Annotated in this window: 24 protein-coding genes; 18 read left to right on the top strand and 6 right to left on the bottom strand. The window is 61.5% G+C overall.

Annotation, left to right across the window (positions count from 1 at the left end; translation table 11 throughout):
• The first annotated feature begins 304 nt into the window (after nt 1–304).
• From BS629_RS06745 to BS629_RS06665, 15 genes are all read left to right on the top strand, one after another.
• Nucleotides 305–820: a protease inhibitor Inh/omp19 family protein gene (locus tag BS629_RS06745; protein ID WP_026242399.1), complete on the top strand. Its 516-nt coding sequence runs from the start codon at nt 305–307 to the stop codon at nt 818–820.
• 47 nt (nt 821–867) lie between these two features.
• Nucleotides 868–2,031 carry a cell division protein ZapE gene (zapE, locus tag BS629_RS06740; RefSeq protein ID WP_018243888.1) on the top strand — a complete coding sequence of 388 codons (1,164 nt, stop codon included), beginning with the start codon at nt 868–870 and terminating at the stop codon, nt 2,029–2,031.
• A gap of 177 nt (nt 2,032–2,208) precedes the next feature.
• A complete protein-coding gene (mdh, locus tag BS629_RS06735; RefSeq protein ID WP_018482680.1) occupies nt 2,209–3,171 on the top strand; it encodes a malate dehydrogenase in 963 nt (320 codons plus the stop codon).
• A gap of 36 nt (nt 3,172–3,207) precedes the next feature.
• The gene (sucC, locus tag BS629_RS06730; protein WP_018243886.1) at nt 3,208–4,401 is read left to right on the top strand and encodes an ADP-forming succinate--CoA ligase subunit beta; all 1,194 of its coding nucleotides are present in this window, start codon (nt 3,208–3,210) and stop codon (nt 4,399–4,401) included.
• An 8-nt stretch (nt 4,402–4,409) separates the two neighbouring features.
• Nucleotides 4,410–4,901, top strand: a complete 492-nt coding sequence (locus BS629_RS06725) for a DUF1579 family protein (RefSeq protein ID WP_018243885.1) — start codon at nt 4,410–4,412, stop codon at nt 4,899–4,901.
• 13 nt (nt 4,902–4,914) lie between these two features.
• Nucleotides 4,915–5,817: a succinate--CoA ligase subunit alpha gene (gene sucD / locus BS629_RS06720; protein ID WP_011653811.1), complete on the top strand. Its 903-nt coding sequence runs from the start codon at nt 4,915–4,917 to the stop codon at nt 5,815–5,817.
• Nucleotides 5,818–5,991: 174 nt separating this feature from the next.
• Nucleotides 5,992–8,976, top strand: coding sequence for a 2-oxoglutarate dehydrogenase E1 component (locus BS629_RS06715; RefSeq protein ID WP_026188546.1), 2,985 nt, complete (start codon nt 5,992–5,994; stop codon nt 8,974–8,976).
• A gap of 16 nt (nt 8,977–8,992) precedes the next feature.
• A complete protein-coding gene (locus tag BS629_RS06710) occupies nt 8,993–9,301 on the top strand; it encodes a YciI family protein (protein WP_077988085.1) in 309 nt (102 codons plus the stop codon).
• A gap of 39 nt (nt 9,302–9,340) precedes the next feature.
• Entirely contained in the window at nt 9,341–10,606 is a 1,266-nt protein-coding gene (gene odhB, locus BS629_RS06705) for a 2-oxoglutarate dehydrogenase complex dihydrolipoyllysine-residue succinyltransferase (protein ID WP_018243882.1), read from the top strand.
• Nucleotides 10,607–10,619: 13 nt separating this feature from the next.
• The gene (locus tag BS629_RS06700; protein WP_018243881.1) at nt 10,620–11,369 is read left to right on the top strand and encodes a DUF4241 domain-containing protein; all 750 of its coding nucleotides are present in this window, start codon (nt 10,620–10,622) and stop codon (nt 11,367–11,369) included.
• Nucleotides 11,366–11,896 (top strand): hypothetical protein, encoded by a 531-nt coding sequence (locus tag BS629_RS06695; RefSeq protein ID WP_018243880.1) that lies wholly within the window; start codon nt 11,366–11,368, stop codon nt 11,894–11,896. Before BS629_RS06700 ends, BS629_RS06695 begins: the two co-directional genes overlap by 4 nt.
• Nucleotides 11,893–12,645 (top strand): SDR family oxidoreductase, encoded by a 753-nt coding sequence (locus tag BS629_RS06690; protein WP_018243879.1) that lies wholly within the window; start codon nt 11,893–11,895, stop codon nt 12,643–12,645. Before BS629_RS06695 ends, BS629_RS06690 begins: the two co-directional genes overlap by 4 nt.
• Nucleotides 12,646–12,666: 21 nt before the next feature.
• Complete coding sequence (locus tag BS629_RS06685; protein ID WP_077988084.1) at nt 12,667–13,305, top strand: LysE family translocator; 639 nt, start codon at nt 12,667–12,669, stop codon at nt 13,303–13,305.
• 26 nt (nt 13,306–13,331) lie between these two features.
• Entirely contained in the window at nt 13,332–14,738 is a 1,407-nt protein-coding gene (lpdA, locus tag BS629_RS06680; protein WP_018243877.1) for a dihydrolipoyl dehydrogenase, read from the top strand.
• A gap of 371 nt (nt 14,739–15,109) precedes the next feature.
• A complete protein-coding gene (locus BS629_RS06665; RefSeq protein ID WP_018517253.1) occupies nt 15,110–15,610 on the top strand; it encodes a cytochrome b in 501 nt (166 codons plus the stop codon).
• Nucleotides 15,611–15,622: 12 nt separating this feature from the next.
• On the opposite strand, the gene BS629_RS06660 is transcribed toward BS629_RS06665, so the two are convergent.
• From BS629_RS06660 to BS629_RS06650, 3 genes are all read right to left on the bottom strand, one after another.
• Nucleotides 15,623–16,678: a TraB/GumN family protein gene (locus tag BS629_RS06660; protein WP_018243875.1), complete on the bottom strand. Its 1,056-nt coding sequence runs from the start codon at nt 16,676–16,678 to the stop codon at nt 15,623–15,625.
• A gap of 108 nt (nt 16,679–16,786) precedes the next feature.
• Complete coding sequence (locus BS629_RS06655) at nt 16,787–17,863, bottom strand: TraB/GumN family protein (protein WP_018517252.1); 1,077 nt, start codon at nt 17,861–17,863, stop codon at nt 16,787–16,789.
• Between the two features lie 182 nt (nt 17,864–18,045).
• On the bottom strand, nt 18,046–18,981 hold the full coding sequence (locus BS629_RS06650) for a tyrosine recombinase XerC (RefSeq protein ID WP_018243873.1): 936 nt from the start codon (nt 18,979–18,981) through the stop codon (nt 18,046–18,048).
• Nucleotides 18,982–19,120: 139 nt separating this feature from the next.
• Between BS629_RS06650 and BS629_RS06645 the strand changes: the two genes are divergently transcribed.
• Nucleotides 19,121–20,068: a GNAT family N-acetyltransferase gene (locus tag BS629_RS06645; RefSeq protein WP_018243872.1), complete on the top strand. Its 948-nt coding sequence runs from the start codon at nt 19,121–19,123 to the stop codon at nt 20,066–20,068.
• A 16-nt stretch (nt 20,069–20,084) separates the two neighbouring features.
• Nucleotides 20,085–20,582, top strand: a complete 498-nt coding sequence (locus BS629_RS06640) for a GNAT family N-acetyltransferase (protein WP_018243871.1) — start codon at nt 20,085–20,087, stop codon at nt 20,580–20,582.
• Here BS629_RS06640 and BS629_RS06635 read toward each other — a convergent pair.
• Genes BS629_RS06635 through BS629_RS06625 form a run of 3 tightly spaced genes read right to left on the bottom strand, consistent with a single transcriptional unit; the run spans nt 20,563 to nt 24,091 of the window.
• On the bottom strand, nt 20,563–21,495 hold the full coding sequence (locus tag BS629_RS06635; protein ID WP_018243870.1) for a dihydrodipicolinate synthase family protein: 933 nt from the start codon (nt 21,493–21,495) through the stop codon (nt 20,563–20,565). The two genes, BS629_RS06640 and BS629_RS06635, sit on opposite strands and share 20 nt — an antisense overlap.
• 14 nt (nt 21,496–21,509) lie before the next feature.
• Nucleotides 21,510–22,382, bottom strand: a complete 873-nt coding sequence (locus BS629_RS06630) for an amidohydrolase family protein (RefSeq protein ID WP_018243869.1) — start codon at nt 22,380–22,382, stop codon at nt 21,510–21,512.
• Nucleotides 22,379–24,091 carry an IlvD/Edd family dehydratase gene (locus BS629_RS06625; RefSeq protein ID WP_018243868.1) on the bottom strand — a complete coding sequence of 571 codons (1,713 nt, stop codon included), beginning with the start codon at nt 24,089–24,091 and terminating at the stop codon, nt 22,379–22,381. The genes BS629_RS06630 and BS629_RS06625 overlap by 4 nt, the downstream gene beginning before the upstream one ends.
• A 240-nt stretch (nt 24,092–24,331) precedes the next feature.
• Here BS629_RS06625 and BS629_RS06620 point away from each other — a divergent pair, with 240 nt between their 5' ends.
• Entirely contained in the window at nt 24,332–25,357 is a 1,026-nt protein-coding gene (locus BS629_RS06620; protein ID WP_018448172.1) for a Gfo/Idh/MocA family protein, read from the top strand.
• Nucleotides 25,358–25,382: the final 25 nt, after the last annotated feature.

Here is a 25,382-nt window from a genome sequence, read left to right as displayed (position 1 = left end):
AAGCCGTCATCTATATCAGGTCGGCTCGGTGCAATCCTTCTGCAGGATGCACCGGAGCGCTATTCCGAGACATTGCGCGAGTTCGACAGCGATCCTGACAGAGATGAACGCGCGCAACACCTTGCTGACAAATTCTATGTGCAGGAAGTTTTGCAGCGGGACAGTTGAACTGTATCGTTTTTCGGTTAGTTGTTGTCACGGGCAATTTATGCAGCACGACTTGATTAACCAAATCGAATTACGATAATCGGACTTGTCTCACGCCCGTTTCTCTACGGCGATAGCCGAATTCAGGAGTATGATGATGCAGTTGCGATATGCGATGACAGGTCTGGTGGTGGTTCTGTCGCTAGCCGGTTGTCAGCGTACGGCATATGATTACAGCTCCAACGCCAGTGCCGACCCGGCGCCGTTGACGGCGCAGCCGGTTCCCTCGGTGCAGGGTGGGCAGCTTCCTCCGCCGACCGGCAGCTCGCAGTTTCCGGCCGCGCCGACGACGACGGCGCCGATGCCGGGCGCTCAGCCTGGCGCAATGGCCGCAAATGCGCTCGATATCACCAAGGAATCGATGGTCGGAAGCTGGCGTGTCAACGGCAGTTGCGACATGTTCCTGACGCTCACCAATCTCGGCAGCGGTTCGCGCGGCGGAACGCGTGGTTGCGTCGGCGAGCTGACGGCGATGGGGTCCTGGGAGGTCGCCGGCAAGCAGGTGCTGCTCAAGGACCGCTCGGGCAACCAGCTCGGCAGCGTCTACAAGACGGCCGACAACCGCTTTGAGGGACAGACGAGCACGGGCCAGTCGATCAACCTCAGCCGCTAAATGTTCCAGCAGGTCTCCTGCGATGACTGACAGGCGGATATGCCCTCATGCAACCAATGCCGGATTATGCGCTCAGCGTCTGCGAACAGCTTAAAGCGCTGACCGCATCGGGCGCGCTCCAGGTCGATTCGGCTCAATTGGACGTGGCAAAGAGCCTCGATCGGGTGCTTGCCGGGCTGAAGCAGCGGCGGCCGGCGGCAAAATCGAGCGCGCTTGGCTGGCTGTTTGCTGCCAAGAAGAAGTCCGCCGACGGCATCAAGGGGCTTTACATCCACGGCAGCGTCGGGCGCGGCAAGACCATGCTGATGGACATGTTCTTCGCAATGGCGCCGTGCAGGAAGAAACGGCGGGCGCATTTCCACGAATTCATGGCGGATGTGCACAACCGCATCGCGGCACACCGGCTGAAGCTCAAGAACGGCGAGACGAAGCAGGCCGATCCGATGCCGCCGGTCGCCGCAGCGCTTTACGACGAGGCAGAACTGCTCTGCTTCGACGAGTTCACGGTCACCGACATCGCCGATGCGATGATCCTGTCGCGGCTGTTCTCCGAGCTTTTCGCGCGCGGATGCGTGCTGGTCGCGACCTCGAACGTCGAGCCCGACAATCTCTACACGGATGGTCTCAATCGCGGCCTCTTCCTGCCGTTCGTCGCCTTGCTCAAGCAGCATGTCGATGTCGTCACCCTGGATTCGCCGACCGACTACCGGATGGAGAAGCTGAGCAGTCAGCCGGTCTATCTGGTGCCGATCAACGAGCATAACGACATGGCGATGGACGCGTCCTGGACGCAGGCGCTGCATGGGCGCAAGGCGCAGCCGCTGGATATTCCGATGAAGGGGCGCCACATCCACGTGCCGCTCGCCGTCGACCGCATGGCGCGGTTCTCTTTCGCCGATCTTTGCGACAAACCGCTCGGGGCGGTCGACTTCCTGGCCATCGCCGAACGCTTCGATACGGTCTTCCTCGATCACATTCCGTTGCTCGGGCCGGAAAAGCGGAACCAGATCAAACGGTTCATCATTTTGGTCGATACGTTCTACGATCATGCCGTGCGACTTTACATTTCCGCGGCGGCCATGCCGGAGGAACTGCTATTGCAGCGCCGGGGCACCGAGGGCTTCGAATTCGACCGCACGGCATCGCGCCTGTTCGAGATGCGCAGTGCGGAATATCTTGCGCTGCACCATGAGAAACGCGCCGCAGAGTAACAATTCAGTGACAGGTTGTCTTACGTTTACGTAAGAATTTTTGTATCTAAACGATTGAAAACGCTGCATCAAAAATAATGAATTGCCATTTTTTGGCTTTGGGTCTATGCGATTGCGTCATTGGGCGGTGCCTTGCGCGTCCGTTCGACGAATTTGATCGCAAAGGAAACAGCGAAAATGGCGCGTAACAAGATCGCACTCATTGGTTCTGGCATGATTGGTGGCACGCTGGCGCACCTCGCCGGCCTGAAGGAACTGGGCGACATCGTTCTCTTCGACATCGCGGACGGCATTCCCCAGGGCAAAGGTCTCGATATCTCCCAGTCGTCGCCCGTCGAAGGCTTCGACGTCAATCTGACCGGTGCCAGCGACTATTCCGCGATCGAAGGCGCTGACGTGTGCATCGTCACCGCAGGCGTCGCCCGCAAGCCCGGCATGAGCCGCGACGATCTTCTCGGCATCAACCTCAAGGTCATGGAGCAGGTTGGCGCCGGCATCAAGAAGTATGCGCCGAACGCCTTCGTGATCTGCATCACCAACCCGCTCGACGCCATGGTCTGGGCGCTGCAGAAGTTTTCCGGCCTTCCCGCCAACAAGGTCGTCGGCATGGCCGGCGTTCTCGACTCCTCGCGCTTCCGCCTCTTCCTCGCCAAGGAATTCAACGTGTCCGTCCAGGACGTCACGGCCTTCGTTCTCGGCGGCCACGGTGACACGATGGTACCGCTCGCCCGCTACTCGACGGTCGGCGGCATTCCGCTCACCGACCTCGTCACCATGGGCTGGGTCACCAAGGAGCGCCTCGAAGAGATCATCCAGCGTACCCGTGACGGCGGCGCTGAAATCGTCGGCCTGTTGAAGACCGGCTCGGCCTATTACGCGCCGGCTGCCTCGGCGATCGAGATGGCCGAATCCTACCTCAAGGACAAGAAACGCGTTCTGCCCTGCGCTGCCCACCTCACCGGTCAGTACGGCGTCAAGGACATGTATGTCGGCGTTCCCACCGTCATCGGCGCCGGCGGCGTTGAGCGCATCATCGAGATCGATCTCAACAAGACCGAGAAGGAAGCCTTCGACAAGTCCGTCGGCGCCGTTGCCGGTCTCTGCGAAGCCTGCATCAACATCGCGCCGGCCCTCAAGTAGTCGACGGGCTGAAGTAATCGAAACAGGGATACACCCATGAACATTCATGAATATCAGGCCAAGGCTCTGCTGAAGGGCTATGGCGCGCCGGTTGCCGAAGGTGTGGCTATTCTCAAGGTTGAAGAAGCCGAGGCCGCCGCCAAGTCGCTTCCCGGTCCGCTTTACGTGGTCAAGAGCCAGATCCATGCCGGCGGCCGCGGCAAGGGCAAGTTCAAGGAGCTCGGCCCTGATGCCAAGGGCGGCGTTCGCCTCGCCAAGTCGATCGAGGAAGTCGTTTCCCACGCCAAGGAAATGCTCGGAAACACGCTGGTGACCGCCCAGACCGGCGAAGCCGGCAAGCAGGTCAACCGCCTTTACATCGAAGACGGTGCCGACATCGCCCGCGAACTCTATTGCTCGATCCTTGTCGACCGCTCGGTCGGCCGCGTTGCCTTCGTCGTATCGACCGAAGGCGGCATGGACATCGAGGCCGTCGCCCACGACACGCCGGAGAAGATCCAGACGATCGCCATCGATCCGGAAGCCGGCGTGACGGCTGCCGACGTTGCTGCGATCTCCAAGGCTCTGCAGCTCGACGGCGCTGCCGCCGAGGATGCCAAGTCGCTTTTCCCGGCGCTTTACAAGGCCTTTGGCGAGAAGGACATGGCTCTCCTGGAGGTCAATCCGCTGATCGTGATGAAGGATGGCCACCTGCGCGTCCTGGATGCCAAGATGTCTTTCGATGGCAACGCTCTCTTCCGTCACGACGACGTCAAGACGCTGCGCGACGAGACCGAAGAAGACGCCAAGGAAATCGAGGCCTCGAAGTGGGACCTCGCCTATGTCGCGCTCGACGGCAATATCGGCTGCATGGTCAACGGCGCTGGTCTTGCCATGGCGACGATGGACATCATCAAGCTCTACGGCAAGGAGCCGGCCAACTTCTGCGACGTCGGCGGCGGCGCCGGCAAGGAGAAGGTTGCTGCGGCTTTCAAGATCATTACCGCAGACCCCAAGGTCGAAGGCATTCTCGTCAACATCTTCGGCGGCATCATGAAGTGCGATGTCATTGCCGAGGGCGTGATTGCCGCGGTCAAGGAAGTCGGCCTCAAGGTTCCGCTCGTCGTGCGCCTTGAAGGCACCAATGTCGAGCTCGGCAAGAAGATCCTGAACGAGTCGGGTCTGGCGATCACGGCGGCCGACGACTTGGACGATGCTGCCAAGAAGATCGTCGCGGCGATCAACGGCTGAGAACGATCATGGCCTTCCAGTCCACGCCCTCCGCTGCTCATTTCCGCCTGAACGCCTTCGCCGGCGTGTGGGAAGGGGACGAGCGTGTCGCGGCGTCGGCGTGGACGAGTGAAGGCAGGGCCAGTGCTGAGTTTTCCGGCGAGGTATTGTTCGGCGGCTTCTTCCTCGAGCAGCGCTATCGCCAGACGCGCGATGGTGCTGTTTCGTTCGAGGCGCGAAATGTTTTCGGCTTCGATGCTTCGGACCAGACCTACAAACTCTACCAGTTCGATACCGCAGGTTTTGCGCCGCCCGTACCGGCGTCCGGCGAGTGGAACGGCAGTGAACTTGTGCTGATGAAGACTTCGCCGCGCGGCAGCCAGCGCACCGTATTCACGTTTGAAAATGAAGACTGCTACCGGATGGGCGTCAGCTTTTCGCCTGCAGGCAGCGATACTTGGCAGGAGGTCGTCAGCGGCGTCTATCGTCGCGCGTCCTCCACGTCTTCCAACCTCTCCTAAACAAAGGCCTCGCATGTCCATTCTCGTCAACAAAGACACCAAGGTTCTCGTTCAGGGCCTAACCGGCAAGACCGGCACGTTCCACACCGAACAGGCGCTCGCTTACTACGGCACCCAGATGGTCGGCGGCATCCATCCGAAGAAGGGCGGCGAAACCTGGACCGGCGCAAAGGGCGAAAGCCTGCCGATCTTCGCAACCGTTGCCGAAGGCAAGGAAAAGACCGGCGCCAACGCGACCGTCATCTATGTTCCGCCGGCCGGCGCTGCCGACGCCATCATCGAGGCGATCGACGCCGAGATCCCGTTCATCACCTGCATCACCGAAGGCATCCCGGTCATGGACATGGTGCGGGTCAAGGCTCGCCTCGACCGCTCCAAGTCGCGCCTGCTCGGCCCCAACTGCCCGGGTATCCTGACGCCGGAAGAATGCAAGATTGGCATCATGCCGGGCTCGATCTTCCGCAAGGGTTCGGTCGGTATCGTTTCCCGCTCGGGCACGCTGACCTATGAAGCCGTTTTCCAGACCTCCAACGAAGGTCTGGGTCAGACGACGGCCGTCGGCATTGGCGGCGACCCGGTCAAGGGCACCGAGTTCATCGACGTCCTGGAAATGTTCCTGGCTGACGAAGCCACCCAGTCGATCATCATGATCGGCGAAATCGGTGGTGCGGCTGAAGAAGACGCAGCGCAGTTCCTCAAGGACGAAGCCAAGAAGGGCCGCAAGAAGCCGATGGCTGGCTTCATTGCCGGCCGTACGGCGCCGAAGGGCCGCACCATGGGCCATGCCGGCGCTGTGGTTTCCGGCGGCAAGGGCGATGCGGAATCAAAGATCGCGGCGATGGAATCGGCAGGCATCAAGGTGTCGCCCTCTCCGGCCCGCCTCGGCAAGACGCTGGTTGAAGTCCTCAAGGGCTAAGCCACCTAAATATAGACCGGGCGGAGGAACGGCATCTGCGCCTTCCGCCCGGCCTCGACGGCACGAGAACAGCAGATGCGCCGCGGACAGGCGGCAATCGAAATGCGGCAGCCGGCCATCAAGCCGGCAAATTCATCAAAGTCAGGAGGCGGACGGAAGCGTCCGCATATCACCATGGCACGGCAAGAAGCCAACGAGCAGTTTCAGGTCACCTCGTTTCTGGATGGCGCCAACGCTGCCTATATCGAGCAGCTCTACGCGCGGTACGAAGAGGATCCGGCATCGGTCGACGACCAGTGGCGTGCCTTCTTCAAGGCGCTGGAGGAGGATCCCAGCGATGTGAAGAGGGCGGCCAAGGGGGCTTCCTGGCGCAAGAAGAACTGGCCGCTTCAGGCAAGCGGCGATCTGGTGTCGGCTCTCGATGGCGACTGGGGCATCGTCGAGAAGGTCATCGAGACCAAGGTCAAAGCCAAGGCTGAAGCTCAGGGCAAGCCCGCCGACAGCACAGAGGTCCTGCAGGCGACGCGCGATTCCGTGCGCGCCATCATGATGATCCGCGCCTACCGCATGCGCGGCCACCTGCACGCCAAGCTCGACCCGCTCGGCATTGCCGCTCCCGTCGACGACTATCGCGAGCTGTCGGCGGAGAATTACGGCTTCACGGCCGCCGATTACGACCGCAAGATCTTCATCGACAACGTGCTCGGCCTGGAATACGCGACCATCCGCGAGATGATCGAAATCCTCGAGCGCACCTATTGCTCGACGCTCGGCGTCGAATTCATGCATATCTCCAACCCTGAGGAGAAGGCCTGGATCCAGGAGCGCATCGAGGGACCGGACAAGGGTGTGGCCTTTACGCCGGAAGGCAAGAAGGCGATCCTTGCCAAGCTCGTCGAAGCCGAAGGCTACGAGCAGTTCCTCGACGTCAAGTTCAAGGGCACGAAGCGTTTCGGCCTCGACGGCGGCGAATCGCTGATCCCGGCGCTGGAACAGATCCTCAAGCGTGGCGGCCATCTCGGCCTCAAGGAAGCCGTGTTCGGCATGGCCCATCGCGGCCGCCTGAACGTGCTCTCCCAGGTCATGGGCAAGCCGCACCGGGCGATCTTCCACGAGTTCAAGGGCGGCTCGGCCGCTCCCGACGAGGTCGAGGGCTCGGGTGACGTCAAGTACCATCTCGGCGCCTCCTCAGACCGCGAATTCGACGGCAACAAGATCCACGTTTCGCTGACGGCGAACCCCTCGCATCTCGAAATCGTCGATCCCGTCGTCATGGGCAAGGCCCGCGCCAAGCAGGATATGAACGCCACCGTCTGGGACGGCGACATCATCCCGCTTTCCGAGCGGGCCAAGGTTCTGCCGCTGCTGATCCATGGCGACGCGGCTTTTGCCGGCCAGGGTGTCATTGCCGAAATCCTCGGCCTTTCCGGCCTGCGCGGCCACCGCGTCGCCGGCACCATGCATGTGATCATCAATAACCAGATCGGCTTCACCACGAACCCGGCCTTCTCGCGCTCGTCGCCCTATCCGTCCGACGTCGCCAAGATGATCGAGGCGCCGATCCTGCACGTCAACGGCGACGATCCGGAAGCGGTCGTTTATGGCGCCAAGATCGCCACCGAATTCCGCATGAAGTTCCACAAGCCTGTGGTGCTCGACCTGTTCTGCTACCGCCGCTACGGCCACAATGAAGGCGACGAACCGTCCTTCACGCAGCCGAAGATGTACAAGGTGATCCGCGCCCACAAGACCGTGCTGCAGCTCTATGCGGCCCGGCTCGTCGCCGAGGGCCTGCTTACCGACGGCGAAGTCGAGAAGATGAAGGCCGATTGGCGCGCCCATCTCGAACAGGAGTTCGAGGCCGGCCAGCACTACAAGCCGAACAAGGCCGACTGGCTGGACGGCGAGTGGTCGGGCCTGCGCACGGCCGACAATGCCGACGAGCAGCGCCGCGGCAAGACCGCCGTGCCGATGAAGACGCTGAAGGATATCGGCCGCAAGCTCTCGGAGATCCCGGCGGGCTTCAATGCGCACCGGACGATCCAGCGCTTCATGGAAAACCGCGCCAACATGATCGCCACCGGCGAGGGTATCGACTGGGCGATGGCCGAAGCACTCTCCTTCGGTGCGCTCTGCGTCGAAGGCAGCAAGATCCGTCTGTCCGGCCAGGATTGCGAACGCGGTACCTTCTCGCAGCGCCACTCGGTTCTCTACGATCAGGAAACTGAAGAGCGCTACATCCCGCTCGCCAATCTTTCGCCGACGCAAGGGCGCTACGAAGTCATCAATTCGATGCTTTCGGAAGAGGCCGTGCTCGGTTTCGAATACGGCTATTCGCTCGCCCGTCCGAATGCGCTGACGCTGTGGGAAGCGCAGTTCGGTGATTTCGCCAACGGCGCGCAGGTGGTTTTCGACCAGTTCATCTCGTCGGGCGAACGCAAGTGGCTGCGCATGTCGGGCCTCGTCTGCCTGCTGCCGCACGGCTATGAAGGTCAGGGTCCGGAACATTCCTCGGCCCGCCTCGAGCGTTTCCTGCAGCTTTGCGCGGAAGACAACATGCAGGTCGCCAACGTCACGACGCCGGCGAACTACTTCCACATCCTGCGCCGGCAGGTGAAGCGCGACTTCCGCAAGCCGCTGATCCTGATGACGCCGAAGTCGCTGCTGCGCCACAAGCGGGCGGTCTCCACGCTTGCCGAAATGGCCGGTGAATCCGCCTTCCATCGCCTGCTCTGGGACGATGCCGAGGTGATCAAGGACGGCCCGATCAAGCTGCAGAAGGACAACAAGATCCGCCGCGTCGTCATGTGCTCCGGCAAGGTCTATTACGATCTTCTCGAAGAGCGTGAAAAGCGCGGCATCGACGACATCTATCTCTTACGCGTCGAGCAGCTCTATCCGTTCCCGGCAAAGGCGCTCATCAACGAGCTGTCGCGCTTCCGCAATGCCGAGATGGTCTGGTGCCAGGAAGAGCCGAAGAACATGGGCGCCTGGTCGTTCATCGACCCCTTCCTCGAATGGGTGCTCGCCCATATCGACGCGAAATACCAGCGCGTCCGTTATACCGGCCGTCCGGCCGCCGCCTCGCCGGCGACGGGTCTGATGTCCAAGCATCTGTCGCAGCTCGCCGCATTCCTCGAGGATGCATTGGGCGGTTAAAACACGGGGGGGCGCAATGGCTTATTTCTTTCTGAGACTGCAGCCGCCGCGCCCCACTTTCCCGCATGACGGGACCGGGGAGGAAATGGCGGCGATGAAACGCCATGTCGAATACTGGCATCGGCACGCCCTTGCGGGATCGGCGATCATCGTCGGCCCCGTCTTCGAGGGTGAAGGCGCTTGGGGCATGGCGATCGTCGAGGTCGAGGATCAGGCGGCGGCGCAGGTTCTTGCCGACGGCGATCCGATCATCGCTTCCGGTTTTGGTTTCCGCTTCGATATCCTGCCGATGCCTTCGATCATCTTGCGGCCGCCCGCCGTCTGAAACGCATTAACGAAAACACACGAAATCAGGATCTGAACAATGGCCACAGAAATCCGCGTTCCAACTCTCGGTGAATCCGTCAGCGAGGCAACCGTCGGCACCTGGTTCAAGAAGGTCGGCGACGCCATCAAGGCCGACGAGCCGATTCTCGAGCTTGAAACCGACAAGGTGACCATCGAAGTTCCAGCACCCGCCTCCGGCACGCTTTCGGAAATCGTCGTCGCCGCCGGGGAGACCGTCGGCCTCGGCGCGCTGCTCGGCCAGATCGCCGAAGGCGCAGCTGCCGCTGCCGCGCCGGCTGCTGCTGTACCGGCCGCCGCACCTGCCCAGCCAGCCCCGGCTGCTGCTGCCCAGCCAGCGCCAGTTGCCGCTGCTGCGTCGTCCTCATCAAGCGCTTCCGTCTCCACCATGCCGCCGGCACCGGCGGCTTCGAAGATGCTTGCCGAAAACAATCTTTCCGCCGACCAGCTCGACGGTAGTGGCAAGCGCGGCCAGGTGCTGAAGGGCGACGTCATCGCCGCCGTCGCCAAGGGCATTTCCGCTCCGGCGGCCGCACCCGCAGCAACGCCTGCCGCCGCGCGTGGCCCGTCGACGGTCGAGGATGCCTCGCGCGAAGAGCGCGTGAAGATGACGCGCCTGCGCCAGACGATCGCCAAGCGCCTCAAGGACGCGCAGAACACCGCCGCCATGCTGACCACCTACAATGAGGTGGACATGAAGGCGGTCATGGACCTGCGCAACAAGTACAAGGACATTTTCGAGAAGAAGCACGGCGTCAAGCTCGGCTTCATGGGCTTCTTCACCAAGGCGGTGACGCATGCGCTGAAGGAATTGCCGGCCGTCAACGCCGAAATCGACGGCACCGACGTCATCTACAAGAACTACTGCCATGTCGGCATGGCCGTCGGCACGGACAAGGGCCTCGTCGTTCCTGTCATCCGCGACGCCGACCAGATGTCGATCGCCGAAATCGAGAAGGAACTCGGCCGTCTTGCCAAGGCAGCCCGTGATGGCTCGCTCTCCATGGCCGACATGCAGGGCGGCACCTTCACCATCACCAATGGCGGCGTCTACGGTTCGCTGATGTCTTCGCCGATCCTCAACGCGCCGCAGTCCGGCATTCTCGGCATGCACAAGATCCAGGAACGGCCGGTGGCGATCGGCGGCCAGGTGGTCATCCGTCCGATGATGTATCTGGCGCTGTCCTACGATCACCGCATCGTCGACGGCAAGGAAGCGGTCACCTTCCTCGTGCGCGTCAAGGAAAGCCTGGAAGATCCGGAACGTCTGGTTCTCGATCTCTAAGGGAGCGCTTTCGATGCGGAACCGGATCATGCGAGCGGCGCGCCTTCTTCTTTGCGCTGCCGCCGCGCATATTCCGGTCTCCGCATCGGCTGCTGGCTGGGACATCAGCAAGGCAAGCAGCAATTTCGAGCTGATAGCGCTGAGCGATGCCGAACTCTCCGGCCGGTCGATCGGCGCGATCCATATGGGCAATGTCGAGCTGACCTCGGGGCGCATCGTCGCCGCCGATCCGCTCGCACAGCCCGATCGTCCGGCGCTCGCAAGAACGGTTGCGCCGGGCGACTATCCGGTGACGCTCTACCAGGCCTTCGGGCGCATCGCCGCCGCCAGCATGCGGTTTGCTGAGGGCAGGCCGGATCATTGGGAGCTTGCGGTCCTGCCCGGGCAGGACCCGGCGACGCTGAAGGACGGTGAGATCTTCGGCTATCCCGTCGATGCCGGCCTCGGCTGCTACATGGATGCCGATACGCTTGATCTGATCGGGGAGCGTGAAGGGCAGGTACAGGCGCAGAAACCGGATGCCGACGTCAATTATTACGATGACGTGCTGGCGTCGGACCTCAATGCCAACAAGGGCATCTATGCACTGCACCGGCCGGTTGCCGGCAGACGAGGCAATGTCGCCGTGTTCTGGAGCGGCTGGGGCGACGGTTTCTACCCGGTTTTCTGGGGGCTCGACAAGGACGGCCGCGCGCTGGTGCTGCTGACGGATTTTAGCGTTGTCGAAAACGCCGACGGGCGGAAGGAGCCGACGCTGCAATGAGCGGAAGGATCGGGACCATGGCGGGACGGAAAGGCGTGGCTGCGATCGCAGCCGCCGCGTTTTTCGCCGTTCCGGCATCCACGTTCGGCGCCGCATGCAAGCAGGAACAAGCCGTCTACGTCGATCGCGACGGTGCCTATGAATTGCGCTTCGCACCGCTGAATTCTCCATCGGCCGCCGCCAGCAACCAGTTCAAGGTCAGCGCGCTTAAGACACCTGTCGTGATGGAAGGTTATGTCATGCCATCGGAAGATCCGGTGCGCGCCATCGGCATCCTGATGTTCAACTGCCCCGAGGGCGATGCGACCGGCGCCGATCTCGATGCCTGCACGGTCTGGCAGGGCGCGGTCTACGGCATGGATGCCGAGGGTGAGATGGACAATCTGCAGCCCGAAGGTGCGGCGGCGGCCGAAAAGCTCGTGCTCCCCGGCCTTGGTCCCGCCATCCGCGAATCCAGTGCCTGGGGCGAGGGCAAGGCTTCGGTAGCGCCTTGGGACGTACTGACATTCAAGGAGTGTGCGACATGAGCGATGCACCTGTTGTTCTCATCACCGGCGGAAGCCGGGGTATCGGCGCCGCGGCCTCAAGGCTCGCCGCGCGCCAGGGCTGGCGTGTTGCGGTGAATTATGCCGCCAACCGCCAAGCCGCGGATGCGGTCGTGGCTTCGATCACAGAAGGCTGCGGCGAGGCCGTGGCGATCCAGGGTGACGTCGGCAAGGCTGCGGATATCGTCTCGATGTTTACGGCGGTCGACCGACATTTCGGCCGGCTTGACGGGCTCGTCAACAATGCCGGCATCGTCGACTATCCGCAGCGCATCGATGAGATGTCGGCGGAGCGAATCGAGCGCATGCTGCGCATCAATGTGACCGGCTCCATCCTCTGCGCCGCAGAGGCCATACGCCGGATGTCGAGCCGGCATGGCGGGCAGGGCGGGGCGATCGTCAATATCTCGTCGATGGCGGCGATCCTCGGTTCGGCGACGCAGTATGTCGATTATGCCGCTTCGAAGGCGGCGATCGACACCTTCACTGTCGGCTTGGCGCGTGAAGTCGCTGCCGAGGGCATCCGCGTGAATGCGATAAGGCCCGGCATCATCGAGACCGACCTCCATGCTTCGGGCGGGCTGCCTGACCGGGCACGCGAGATGGCGCCGGCGGTTCCGATGCAGCGTGCGGGCACGCCCGAGGAGGTGGCGGATGCGATCCTCTATCTTCTGTCACCTTCGGCTTCCTATATAACCGGCGCGATCCTCAATGTGAGCGGCGGCCGCTAGAACGACAGGGCGAAAAACAGCATGCAATATATTCTCGAATTCCTCGGTCTGATGGCCGTCTTTTCGATCTTCATCGTCGTGCCAGGCGCCGATTTTGCCGTTATCCTGCGCCAGAGCATCGTGCATGGGCGACGCGCCGCCATCATGACCGGGCTCGGCATGGGCTTCTCCCTGCTCTTCCACATCAGTTACACTATCCTCGGCCTCGGCCTGATCGTGTCCAAATCACTGATGCTGTTTGCTGTCATCAAATGGGCAGGCGTCGCCTATCTGGTCTATCTCGGCATCAAGTCGTTCCGCGAACCGGGTTTCAAGGTGAGGGATATCGAGGTGACGGCGGAAGACCGCAAGCCGGTCTCGATGTTGAAATGCCTGGGCATGGGCTTCATCACCAATGCGCTGAACCCGAAGCCGGTGCTGTTCTTCCTGTCGCTGTTTTCGACGCTCGTCCATCACGACACGCCGGCGCTGATCCAGTTCTCCTATGGCATCGGCATGGCGACGGCGCTGGTCTCCTGGTTTGCCGGCGTCTCCTATTTCTTCACGGTCAAGGCGATCCGTGACCGCTTCATCGCCAGCGGCAAATGGTTCAACCGCATCACCGGAGCGGCACTTGTCGGCTTCGGCTTCCGCCTCGCTTTGTCGCGCGCGGCCGATTAAACGAAAAATCCAAAGGGAAAGAAGCAATGTCCTACGATGTGATCATTATCGGAACCGGCCCGGGCGGCTATGTCTGCGCCGTCAAGGCGGCCCAGCTCGGCCTCAAGGTCGCCGTCGTCGAAAAGCGGGCGACCTATGGCGGCACCTGCCTGAACGTCGGCTGCATCCCGTCGAAGGCGCTGTTGCATGCCTCCGAAATGTTCCATCAGGCCGGCCACGGAATGAGCGCGCTCGGTATCGATATTCCGGCGCCGACGCTCAACCTCGGCAATATGATGGCCCACAAGGATGCGACGGTGAAGTCGAATGTCGACGGCGTCGCCTTCCTCTTCAAGAAGAACAAGATCGATACCTTTCAGGGCATCGGCAAGGTCGTCTCGGCCGGCAAGGTTTCCGTCACCGCCGACGATGGCAAGGTGCAGGAGATCGAAGGCAAGAACATCGTCATCGCCACCGGCTCCGACGTCGCCGGCATTCCTGGCGTGCAGGTCGAGATCGATGAAAAGACCATCATCTCCTCGACCGGCGGCATTGCGCTGGAGAAGGTGCCGGAAACGCTGATCGTCGTCGGCGGAGGCGTTATCGGTCTCGAGCTCGGTTCCGTCTGGTCGCGCCTCGGCGCCAAAGTCACCGTCGTCGAATATCTCGACACCATCCTTGGTGGTATGGACGGCGAAGTCTCCAAGCAATTCCAGCGTATGCTTGCCAAGCAGGGCATCGATTTCAATCTCAGCGCCAAGGTCACCGGCGTTGAAAAGGGCGACAAGGGCGCCAAGGTCACTTTCGAGCCGGTCAAGGGTGGCGACAAGGTGACGCTCGAGGCCGAAGTCGTGCTGATCGCCACCGGCCGCAAGCCCTATACATCGGGTCTCGGCCTCGAAGAAGCCGGTGTTACGCTCGACAATCGCGGCCGCGTCGAGATCGACGGTCACTTCAAGACCAATGTTGCCGGCATTTATGCGATCGGCGATGTGGTCAAAGGTCCGATGCTGGCGCACAAGGCGGAGGACGAAGGCGTGGCGCTTGCCGAAATCCTTGCCGGGCAGCATGGCCATGTGAATTACGAGGTCATTCCGAGCGTCGTCTACACCCAGCCGGAAATCGCTTCCGTCGGCAAGACCGAGGAAGAACTCAAGGCGGCTGATATCGCCTACAAGGTTGGCAAGTTCCCGTTCACGGCGAACGGCCGGGCGCGTGCGATGCTGGCGACGGACGGCTTCGTCAAGATTCTTGCCGACAAGGAAACCGACCGCGTGCTCGGCGGCCATATCGTCGGCTTCGGCGCCGGCGAGATGATCCACGAGATCGCCGTGCTGATGGAGTTCGGCGGTTCGTCAGAAGATCTCGGCCGTACCTGCCACGCGCATCCCACAATGTCGGAAGCGGTGAAAGAGGCTGCGCTCGCAACCTTCTTCAAGCCGATCCATATGTAATCTTACATATTCGTAACAAAGCATACAGCCGCTTGCCGGAAGGCAGGCGGCTGTTCTAGAGCCTTTCCGGGTTAGATTGAAGCATTCTGCCGGAGCAGGTTTTCGTCAGGGCAGAGGCGATTGGCGAAGGGCATACCCCTTGGTACGTCCGAGCCGATCGCCTCTGCCCTGGCGCAAAGATGCCCGGCCCTTCGGGTTGGCTGAAACGGGCCGGCTGATCGACCGGCCGGCTTGGCCGCAGAGCTGGACTACGACGCGCGCCGGCCGGTCGACCATCCGACTCCGTTTGAGCCAACAGAATGCTTCAATCTAACCCGGAAAGGCTCTAGTTGTTGCCTATCGTTGAGTTCAGCATCCGTGAAGGTCCAGAAATGCAGCAGCCGTCCATCGTGAGTTACAGCCTGAGCCAGCGTTTTCTTCACTGGGCCGTGGCGCTGCTGATCTTCTTCAACCTGCTGTTTCCCGATGGCATGAATATCTGGCATCGGCTGATGCGCAGAGGCCAGGTACCGACGCCGGAGCAGATTTCGTCGGCGAATATCCATGCCTATGTCGGCATCGCCATCCTGATGCTTGCCGTCCTCAGGCTCGGGCTGCGTTTTACCAAGGGCGTCCCGGACGAGGCCGCACAGGAGCCGGCGATCTTCCGTCTTGCAGCGAGGCTTGCCCATGCCGGCCTCTACATCCTGATCTTCGCGATGCCGCTTTCGGGCATCGCCGCCTACTATTTCGGTATCGATCCCGCCGGTTCGTTACACGCGGATGTCCTGAAGATCATTCTCTGGGCGCTGATCGCGGCGCATGTCGCCGGCGCCCTCGTCCATCATTTCTATTGGAAAAGCAATGTTCTGCGCCGCATGACGCTCGGCTGACCGACGGCGGGTTCAGTTCACCGCGGTGACGGTAAAGCCCTGCCGGCGTAGCAGTTCAACCAAGCCGTCGTCGCCGGGCAGGTGCGCCGCTCCGACGGCGATCATGGTGCGCCCCTTGTCGAGGTAGGGCTTCGCCCGCTCCGCCATGACCTTGTTTCGATCCGTGATCATACGGTTTTCGAAGGCTTTTTCAGCAGCGAGATCTGTCGAGACGACCTCCATGAGCGAGAAGATCATTCCGATCTTACCCTGATCGTAGAGGCTGATCATCGTCTCGGTTATGTCATCCATACCATTCGGAAACGCCAACAACTCCCGCAGGTTCTGAAGCATGCGGTCGTCCGGGACATCCGACAGGGCCTTAATTTGCTCGACTGGCGTTTCCAGGCCGACCAGATTGACACCATCATCTAGCGCCTCGAGGGCGAGAGATTCGTCCAGTACCCTGAGGCCGCTTGCTCTGCGCTTGATATCGCAGCCACGTGTCTGGAGGCTGGCGTAGATGAACCAAGGTCGCATCTTGGCCATCAGGTTCACGTTGATGCCCTTTTTCTTCAAGCCGGCAGCGACTTCGCTGGTCGCGTCAGGGGGCAAGATGTGATCGAGGGTTTTGTCACCGTGGAGCGTGGTCAGCTCGGGATGCTTGAAGATCTCCAGCACAAGTTTTTCCGGCTCTGCGATTTCCGCTAACTCGACAGTCAGAGTGTCGATAGCGTCGTACGCCTCGTAAAATCCTTCCGGCATATCCAATACACGGGAATCGCTCACATGCATCGTGCCGAGCAACCAGGAAGGCTGGAGACCGGGCTTTTCGATTTTCCAGAAGATCGCATTGCCGTTCGGTATCGTCTCGGCTTTCTCGACAGCCTTCCTGAAACGGACGGGATCTTCCTTTTCCAGTTGGGTCAAAAGGTTCTGACCCGGGCAAGCCAGTTCGTCATCGGCCAAGGCAGGCGAAAGGGAAAATATCGTTAGCATCGCCGCCGCCACTAGCATTGCGCCGTTACCGAACGTGGGAAGACCTTTCGAGGCCGCTCTCGAGGTGAAAACCATATTCTGGCTGAGCATTGAAACTCTTTTGGGAACAAAGGGCTGTAAATGCCGCCATGTGACGTATGCAAACTGGGGTTGTCAATCTCAGAGAGCTGCCGCTACCGCAAATTACTGAGGTTGGACCTAATTGACGGCTGTCACCGTGAAGCCCTGCTGGCGTAGCAGTTCGATGACGCCGTCCTTGCCGGGCAGGTGCAGGGCGCCGACGGCCATGAAGACGTTGCCGCCGTCGAGAATGGGGGCGGCGCGTTCGGCCATTACCTTGTTGCGGTCGAGGATGACACGCTGCTCGAAGGCGGCATAATCGTTATTTTCGCCCTCTTCTTCAGGCGTCACCGTTTTCAGCATCGGCATGGTCATGCCATTATCACCGGAGAGGTAGAGGTCGGTCATCGTCTCGACGACATCGCTCATCTTGTCGCCGAGTTCCAGCGTCTCGATCAGCGACTTCAGATGGAATTCGACCGGCAGATCGGCCATGGCCTGGATCTGTTCGGCAAGGGTTTCCAGCCCCTTGACCTGCTTGCCCTGGGCAACGGCATCGGTGGCGATCTTCTGGTCGAGGAACTGCACGCCCTTTGCCTTGCGGGCGATTTCGCAGGCCGGCAGGGCGACGGCGCTCGAGATCATCCAGGGCCGCATGCGGGAAACGGCGCTGAGCGGGATACCGCGCTGCTTGAGGCCGGTTTCGAGGCGCTTGTAGTCCTCGGGAGAAAGTAGCTTGTCGATCGTCGTGCCGTCGGTGAACATCGTCAACTCCGGCTTTGCGAGCAGGGCGGCGGTCGCTTTCCGCTCATCGAGGATCTCGTCGGATTCGATGACGATCGTACTGGCGGCATCGTGGGCTGCCTGGGCGCGCGGTGGCAAGGCGAGCACGCGCGGATCGGTAACATGCATGCTGCCGAGCAGCCACGAAGGTGCAAGTCCCGGCTTCTCGACCTTCCAGAAGATGCCCTTGCCGTTCGGCGTGGCGTCGGCTTCCTTCAGCGCCTCGGCATAGCGGGCAGGGTCGTTCTGCTGCAACTCGACCATCAGGTTGCGGCCAGTGCAGGCCACGTCTTCGGCCGCCGCCGGCCTTGCAGTCAGGAAGGCGACAAAGAGGGCCGCAAGAAGCAGCATGTGAAAGGCTGCGATCAGCCAGAGCAACAGATTGGCCGGCACTGCGAGGTAAGACGTCCGGCGGCCGATTGATGTCGTCATGATGGGTGTTCCGATCACATGCCTTGTGCGTTTCATGGTCTACGCCCGGCTTGCGCATATTCCTTTAAGAGAATGCGTTAACGAAAGTTAAAGTGCATCACATCAAATCGGATTCATGACGATGCACTTTAAATCAACGCATCGTGCTTCCAAAAATCAATTCCGATTTCCGGGCCGATGCGCTAGGCGCGCGGATGCGCCCGATCATACACCTCGAGCAGCCGTGACGCATCGACTCCGGTATAGACCTGCGTTGTGGAAAGGCTGGCATGGCCGAGCAATTCCTGAATGGTGCGCAGATCGCCGCCGCCGGCAAGCAGGTGGGTGGCGAAGGAATGGCGCAGGGCATGCGGTGTCGCCGTTTCCGGCAGACCGAAGGCGCTGCGCATCTTCTGCATGGTGCGCTGGATGATTGCCGCCTGCAGCTTGCCGCCGCGGGCGCCGCGAAACAGCGGTTCACCGCTTTCGAGATGGTATGGGCAGAGCGCGCGGTATTTCTCGACCGCGTCGAAAACCACAGACAGCAACGGCACCAGCCGCGTCTTGTTGCCCTTGCCGGTGATGCGCAGCACCGTTGCGCCCTTCTGCAGGTCGGCGGGAGCAAGATCAAGCGCTTCGGAGATGCGCAGGCCGCAGCCGTAGAGCAGCGTCATGACAGCCGCATCGCGCGCCGCAATCCAGGGTTCGTCATGCAGTTGGGCGTCGTCGCTGACGACGGTGATCGCCTGCGTGTCCGACAGCGGCTTGGGCAGCGATTTCGGTTGTTTCGGCGAGCGCACTGCGCCGGCGCCGGCGGCGTTGACCAGGCCCTTCTTTTCGAGATGGCGCAGCAGCGAACGGAGACCGGCGAGATTGCGGCCGAGCGAGCGGGCGCCGGAGCCCTGCCTGCGCCGGGCCGCCAGGAAGGCGCGGAAATCGGCGGGGCGCAACTCCCTGATGTCCCGGAGCGTCACCGGGCCGGCGAGATGGCCGGTCAGGAAGGTCAGGAACTGGCGGGTGTCGCGCTCGTAAGCGTCGAGCGTATGCTCGGAAAGACGGCGCTCACGGGCGAGATTTTCAAGCCATGCGGCACGCTCCGCCATCAGGCGCGGATCGGCGATAACAAGCAGTTCGTTCACGTTGCTGGCCTTGATTTTGCCTTCAAGTCCGCCAATTTGGAGCAGGAACAGTTATGGAATTGCTAATGCCGGCCAAGCCTTTGTCATCCTTCGATCATATTGTACTGCGATAGCTTTTACCCCATAGACAGGATCTTTCATGGCACGGCGCGATTCCATGACGGCTTTCGGACAGCTCGCGGAAGCGATCGCTCTCGTTTCACAGGGAAAGCCCGGTCATATCGTCGATACGCTGATTGCCGAACGCGGCCAGAGGATCGTGAAAAATCCGCTCTGGCCGGTCATGCGGCCATTCCTCTACACGCTGCTGCGTTACAACAAGGCGCTCGAATTCGCCAATGCGGTTGCCAAGATGCCGGGTTTCCAGTCGTTCGAATATCTGAGTGATGTGCTGAAGCTCGACATCGGCATCACCAATGGCGAACGCATCCCTGATACCGGCGGCTTCATCCTCGTCAGTAACCATCCCACAGGCATCGCCGATGGCGTTGCCGTGTTCGATCTCTTGAAAGCGCGCCGGCCGGACATGATGTTCTTCGCCAATCGCGATGCCATCCGCGTCAATCCGCGCTTTGCCGAGATGATCATTCCTGTCGAATGGCGGGAGGAGCATAAAAGCAAGCTGAAGGCGCGCGAAACGCTGCAACTGACCAACCATGCGGTGAAGGAAGGCAAGGCGACAGTGCTCTTTCCCTCAGGCCGCATTGCCTACTGGGCGAACGGCCGGCTGAACGAACGGCCGTGGAAGACCTCGGCCGTCGGGCTGGCGCGCAAATACAATCTGCCGATCCTTCCGGTCCATGTGACGGCGCGCAATTCGGGGCTGTTCTACTGGCTGGCGAAATGGTCGACGGAGCTTCGCGACATGACCGTGTTCCACGAACTGTTGAACAAACGCGGCGACCGCTTCGATTTCGTGATCGGCAATCTTATTCCCGCCGAACAGCTAGACGGCGACCTCAACGAGGTGACGAAGGCGCTGGAGAAACATACGGTGCAGGATATGGCTGGGGACGGCGACGCGACCTTCGTCCCGGTCGGCCTGCCGGCGGCGATGTACCGCGAGGTTCCGGTTCCTGCAATCTAGAACCACCGGCATTGCCATGACAATCAATATCCGCACGTTCCGCGATCGGTTGCCGCAGGAGATCGCAGATCTCGAAAGCGAGGCCCGGCAAGAAGGCTATCGCCATATCGCCCGTCTTATCGACGAATGGTCGACCGGCGACAACAGGTTCCGGCGTGACGGCGAAAGGCTGCTTGGCGCCTATGCCGGGGAGGTGCTCGCCGGCATCGGCGGCATGACCGTCGAAACGGCCATGTCAGGGGCGCTGCGGATGCGGCGTTTCTACATCAGTCCCGCAATGCGCGGGCGCGGCATCGGCCGGATGCTTGCCATGGCTCTGCTTGATCATGCGTCGTCCTTCTGTACCGTCGTCACCGTTCATGCGGGAAACGATGGTGCGGCAAGGTTCTGGGAGTCGCTTGGGCTTCAGCCTCACGGACGAGATGGACATAGCCATCTGCTCGCGCTGCAGCACCATAACGGTGGTCCAGCGGCTTCGGATTTGCGCCAGTGTGTTACGCCCCGATCTCCTTGAGGCGGATGGCCTGGCGCGCCAACAGCCGCTCGACATCGGCAATATCGAGTGCGGAGAGCTTGGCGCCCGGCTTGCGCAGGGTGGCGGACTTGATCACGCCGCGCTTGGCAAGCACATATTTGCGCGAGGCAAGGCCAATGCCCTGCTGCTGTTCGTAGCGGGCGAGCGGCAGATAGGCGTCGAAGATCGCATGGGCGCGATCGGGATTTCCGGCTGCATAGGCCTCGACGACGCCAACCATCATCTCCGGATAACAAAAGCCGGTCATTGCGCCATCGGCGCCGCGGCCCATCTCTTCGGGCAGGAAAAGCCCGCCATTGCCGCAGAGGATGGAGATACGCCGCATGGCGCCCTTGTCGCTGGCGGCGCGAAGCGCGGTGATTTTCGATAGACCCGGCCAATCCTCGTGCTTGAGCATGACACAATTCGGCACCTCGTTGACGATGCGCTCGATGACCTTAGGCGCGATGGTCACATTGGTGGTGAGCGGATAATCCTGCAGCACGAAGGGCGTATCGCCCAGGGTCTCGCCAACCGACTGGTAGAAGGCGAAGGCCTGATCGTCAGTCTTGACGGTCCAGGGCGGCGCAACCATGACACCGGCCGCCCCCTCGCCCATAACGGCTTCGGCAAGTTCGCTCATCGGCGCAAGCCCTGGCGCCGAAACGCCGACAACGACGGGGAGGCGCCCTTCGAGGCGCTTCAGCACCCGTTGGACGACTGTCCGCGATTCCTCGGCGGTCAGCTTCGGGGCCTCGCCGAGCTGGCCAAGCACCGTCAGGCCGGTGACGCCGGCGCCCTCGTAGAAATCGACCATGCTGTCGATACTGGCGAGATCGAGCGCGCCGTCATCGGTGAAGGGGGTTACGGCGATCACATAGACGCCCTTGGCATCTTCGGTCAGTCTGGCCATTCGTACTCTCCAATTCAGCGGCCGAAGAACAGCGCCTCGGCATTTCGAACAAAAATCTTTTCGGCAATCGTGGGATCGTCAATGGCGGCCCGTATGGTCTCGATCAGATCGGCGTCATCGGGCATGCCGTCCCACAATTCGGTGTGCGGCCAATCGCTGCCCCAGAGCAGCCTTTCCGCATGGCTGGCGGCAAGGGCGCGGCCGACCTCGGCGAAACCTTGGTCATTCATGTCCTTCGTCAAACGGTAGGGCGCGGTGACTTTGACGTAGGCCTCGGCTCTGTCCATCAGTCTTTTCAGGGCATCGACATGCAACGATCTCGTCTCTCTGGCAAGTGGAATGAAGCCGAGATGGTCGATGACGAGGGACAGGCGGATGCCGGACAGCGTTGCCGCAATATCGGGAAGTTGTTCGGGATTGATCTGCAATTGCAGCGACCAGCCGAGAGGGGCAATGCTTTCCGCCAGTGTCTTGGCGGCGGCGAGCGGGAGGCCACCCTTGTTGCGCGTATTGATCCGCACGCCGCGCACGCCGAGCCGATCCAGACGCTCCATCTCGGTCGCCGTGGTGTCAGGATCGATGACGACGATGCCGCGCAGACGATCTGGATAGGCGGCAAGCGCCTCCAGCAGCACCCTATTGTCGAAGCCATAGACGCTTGGTTGCACCAATACGCCCCTGGCGATGCCAAGACTGCCGGAGAATTCGATCCAGTCGGCAATCGTCGCGATGTCAGGCGTGTAGCTGCGTGGAGTGTTGAGCGGAGCGCCGGCGCGAAAGACGTGGAAATGCGTATCGACCGTGCCTTGCGGCAGCGCCGGCTGCGGCAGCCGCGTCAGCTGCCGGCGGGGCAGGCAAAGCGGCGCCTCCCGATCAGCGGCACTCATCGCGCGTCGAGCTCCTCGCTTTGCAGGAAGTCAAAGTCGGCGCCTTCGTCAGCCTGGAGCACGCGCTCCTGATAGAGCTTGGCATAGCCGCGCGCCGGGGCCGGGGAGGGCCGGTTGACGACATCAAGCATGCGGCGATCGAATTCCGCCTGCTCGATGTCGAGGTCGATGCGCCGTCCCTCGACGTCGAGGCGAATGCGATCGCCGGTGCGGACGATCGCCAGAGGACCGCCATCAGCCGCCTCGGGCGCGATATGGAGGATGATCGTGCCGAAGGCCGTGCCGCTCATGCGGGCGTCGGAAATCCGCACCATGTCCTTCACGCCCTGCCGCGCCAGCTTGCGGGGGATGGGTAGATAGCCGGCTTCCGGCATGCCGGGCGCACCTTTCGGCCCGGCATTGCGCAGAACCAGAACGTCATCGGCATGAACGTCGAGATCGTCGCTGTCGATGCGCAGCGTCATATCCTCGACGGAATCGAAGACGACGGCGCGTCCGCTATGCTGCAGCAGATCCTTGGAGGCGGCGGATTGTTTGATGACGGCGCCGCGCGGCGCCAGATTGCCGCGCAAGACGGCGATCGTTCCGATCGGCTTCAACGGTTTCGCGACGGTGCGGATAATGGTCTGGCCCGGCTCATCGACGACATCGTCGATGATCTCGCCGATCGTTCTGCCGTAGACGGTCGGGGCGCTGGCGTCGATTTCGTGACGCACCGCCTTCAACAGAGCCGGAACGCCGCCGGCCTCATGGAATTGCTCCATATAATGCTGGCCGGAGGGCTGCAGGTCGACGAGCAAGGGAATGCTCCGGCCCAGCCGGTCGAGCTCGGCCATGTCGAGGCGCAGACCGAGGCGGCCGGTTATCGCGGCAAGATGCACGACGGCATTGGTCGAGCCGCCCATCGCCTGCAGTGCGACGAGGCCATTGCGTATCGCCTGCGGCGTCAGGATATCGCGCACCGTCGGTGCAGCCTCATCCATGGCGAGACGCGCGGCGACACGGCCGGTCTCCTCGGCAAGGCGGACTCGTTCAGATTCGACGGCGGGTGCCGAACCGGCGCGGGGAAGGCAGAGACCCATGACTTCGGTGAGGTTCGCCATGGTGCTCGCCGTGCCCATCACCGTGCAGGTACCGATCGAGCTGGCCAGCTTGTTGTTGACGTCGGCGATCTCGGCCTCGTCGATCTCTCCGGCGCGGAAGCGCCCCCAGAAACGGCGGCAATCCGTGCAGGCGCCAAGCCGTTCGCCCTTGTGGTGGCCGACGGCCATCGGGCCGGTCGGCAGGAAGATCGCCGGTATCTCGCTGCTGGCGGCCGCCATGATCTGGGCCGGCAGGGTCTTGTCGCAGCCGCCGATCAGGACGACGGCATCCATCGGCTGGGCGCGGATCATCTCTTCCGTTTCCATCGCCATCAGATTGCGCAGATACATCGAGGTCGGCGAGGCAAAGCTCTCGTGGATCGAGATTGTCGGAAACACCATGGGCATCGCACCCGTCAGCATGACGCCGCGCTTGGTTGCCTCGATGAGTTGCGGCACATTGCCGTGACAGGGATTGAAATCACTGTAGGTATTGGCGATGCCGACGATCGGACGGTCGAGCGCATCGTCCGAATAGCCCATGGCCTTGATGAATGCCTTGCGCAGGAAAAGGGAGAATCCCTGATCGCCGTAACTCGTCAGCTTGCGACGAAGACCGTTCGACAAACCTGTTCCTCCCTCGCCAAATTGATCCATGGCCGTGGTGTCAGCGTAGAGGGATAAGGATGATTGTCAATAAATAAGATGGTGTCACTGTATCGTATTTTTGGATTTCTTCGACGATCACCATAAATTACAATGGGAATCAGCGAAATTAGCACTTTTGTTCGACTATCAAACGATTGGCTTTTGCGATGGAGATGGATAGATTATTGATAAAATGAGACTGTATGCAGAGGAAGCGCAATGACGGGAACGAGACGACGGCGTATCGGCATTATCGGTGCCGGCTGGGTCAGCGCCTACCATCTGCCTGCATGGATGCGGCAATCGGAAAGAGCCGAGGTCGTGGCGCTTGCCGACCCGTCGCCGAGCGCCGTCGAAGCGCGGCTTGCCGCCTTCGATATCGCGCGCCACTATGCGAGCGCGCAGGCGATGCTGGATGCCGAGCAGCTCGATGCCGTGGATATCTGCGCGCCACGGGAGTTCCATGCCGAACTGGTGCGGCTGGCGGCGGAAAAAGGCCTCGATATCATCTGTCAGAAGCCGCTCGCACCCTCCTACGGCGAGGCTGTCGACCTGCTGGCAGGTCTTTCAGGCAGGGGCAGGTTGATGATCCATGAGAACTGGCGGTTCCGCGCTTATTATCGGCGGCTGAAGGCGTGGCTCGACGAGGGACTTGCCGGCGAGATCCGCCAGGTGCAGTTCGAATTCCTGTCCAGCGGCATGATCGCGGATGCGGAAGGAAAAAGGCCGGCGCTGGTGCGCCAGCCCTTTTTCCGGACGCAGGAGCGATTGCTGGTTATGGAAGTCATGATCCATCATCTCGACACGCTGAGATATCTTCTGGGCGAGATGGAGGTGGTGAGTGCGCGGCTTGAGAGGAGCAATCGCGATATAGTCGCGGAGGATGTCGCAAGCGTCGTCCTGCGCCGGACGAGCGACGGTGTTCTCGTCACCATCAACGCCAATCTCGCCGTGCATGGCGCGCCGCCGGCGCCGCGTGATCACTTACGCATCTTCGGAACACGCGGCACGCTCGAACTTAATGGCAATCTGCTCTCGGCTGAGGGTGCGCGGCAGTGCCGGGAGAACTTCGATCCCGACGAGACCTACCAGGGTTCCTATGACGCGACCATTGCGCATTTCCTCGACAGCCTCGATGGAAAGGTGGCGATGGAGACATCGCCGGGCGATAACATCAAGACGCTTGCTCTGGTCGAGGATATCTATCGCTTGAGCCGGTTCGACCCGGAACGCAATCCACTGTAACATGGCTCGCCGTTAGAGCGCCGCG

The organism is Rhizobium leguminosarum bv. viciae USDA 2370, from assembly GCF_002008365.1.
Taxonomy (GTDB): Bacteria; Pseudomonadota; Alphaproteobacteria; order Rhizobiales; family Rhizobiaceae; genus Rhizobium; species Rhizobium leguminosarum.
This window is presented reverse-complemented; position numbering and strand designations above follow the sequence as displayed.

Excerpts from the sequence above, each read along its gene's own strand:
- BS629_RS06745 (WP_026242399.1), top strand. The coding sequence starts at position 305 with ATGCAGTTGCGATATGCGATGACAGGTCTGGTGGTGGTTCTGTCGCTA.
- zapE (WP_018243888.1), top strand. The coding sequence starts at position 868 with ATGCAACCAATGCCGGATTATGCGCTCAGCGTCTGCGAACAGCTTAAA.
- mdh (WP_018482680.1), top strand. The coding sequence starts at position 2,209 with ATGGCGCGTAACAAGATCGCACTCATTGGTTCTGGCATGATTGGTGGC.
- sucC (WP_018243886.1), top strand. The coding sequence starts at position 3,208 with ATGAACATTCATGAATATCAGGCCAAGGCTCTGCTGAAGGGCTATGGC.
- BS629_RS06725 (WP_018243885.1), top strand. The coding sequence starts at position 4,410 with ATGGCCTTCCAGTCCACGCCCTCCGCTGCTCATTTCCGCCTGAACGCC.
- sucD (WP_011653811.1), top strand. The coding sequence starts at position 4,915 with ATGTCCATTCTCGTCAACAAAGACACCAAGGTTCTCGTTCAGGGCCTA.
- BS629_RS06715 (WP_026188546.1), top strand. The coding sequence starts at position 5,992 with ATGGCACGGCAAGAAGCCAACGAGCAGTTTCAGGTCACCTCGTTTCTG.
- BS629_RS06710 (WP_077988085.1), top strand. The coding sequence starts at position 8,993 with ATGGCTTATTTCTTTCTGAGACTGCAGCCGCCGCGCCCCACTTTCCCG.
- odhB (WP_018243882.1), top strand. The coding sequence starts at position 9,341 with ATGGCCACAGAAATCCGCGTTCCAACTCTCGGTGAATCCGTCAGCGAG.
- BS629_RS06700 (WP_018243881.1), top strand. The coding sequence starts at position 10,620 with ATGCGGAACCGGATCATGCGAGCGGCGCGCCTTCTTCTTTGCGCTGCC.
- BS629_RS06695 (WP_018243880.1), top strand. The coding sequence starts at position 11,366 with ATGAGCGGAAGGATCGGGACCATGGCGGGACGGAAAGGCGTGGCTGCG.
- BS629_RS06690 (WP_018243879.1), top strand. The coding sequence starts at position 11,893 with ATGAGCGATGCACCTGTTGTTCTCATCACCGGCGGAAGCCGGGGTATC.
- BS629_RS06685 (WP_077988084.1), top strand. The coding sequence starts at position 12,667 with ATGCAATATATTCTCGAATTCCTCGGTCTGATGGCCGTCTTTTCGATC.
- lpdA (WP_018243877.1), top strand. The coding sequence starts at position 13,332 with ATGTCCTACGATGTGATCATTATCGGAACCGGCCCGGGCGGCTATGTC.
- BS629_RS06665 (WP_018517253.1), top strand. The coding sequence starts at position 15,110 with ATGCAGCAGCCGTCCATCGTGAGTTACAGCCTGAGCCAGCGTTTTCTT.
- BS629_RS06660 (WP_018243875.1), bottom strand. The coding sequence starts at position 16,678 with ATGCTCAGCCAGAATATGGTTTTCACCTCGAGAGCGGCCTCGAAAGGT.
- BS629_RS06655 (WP_018517252.1), bottom strand. The coding sequence starts at position 17,863 with ATGACGACATCAATCGGCCGCCGGACGTCTTACCTCGCAGTGCCGGCC.
- BS629_RS06645 (WP_018243872.1), top strand. The coding sequence starts at position 19,121 with ATGGCACGGCGCGATTCCATGACGGCTTTCGGACAGCTCGCGGAAGCG.
- BS629_RS06640 (WP_018243871.1), top strand. The coding sequence starts at position 20,085 with ATGACAATCAATATCCGCACGTTCCGCGATCGGTTGCCGCAGGAGATC.
- BS629_RS06635 (WP_018243870.1), bottom strand. The coding sequence starts at position 21,495 with ATGGCCAGACTGACCGAAGATGCCAAGGGCGTCTATGTGATCGCCGTA.
- BS629_RS06630 (WP_018243869.1), bottom strand. The coding sequence starts at position 22,382 with ATGAGTGCCGCTGATCGGGAGGCGCCGCTTTGCCTGCCCCGCCGGCAG.
- BS629_RS06620 (WP_018448172.1), top strand. The coding sequence starts at position 24,332 with ATGACGGGAACGAGACGACGGCGTATCGGCATTATCGGTGCCGGCTGG.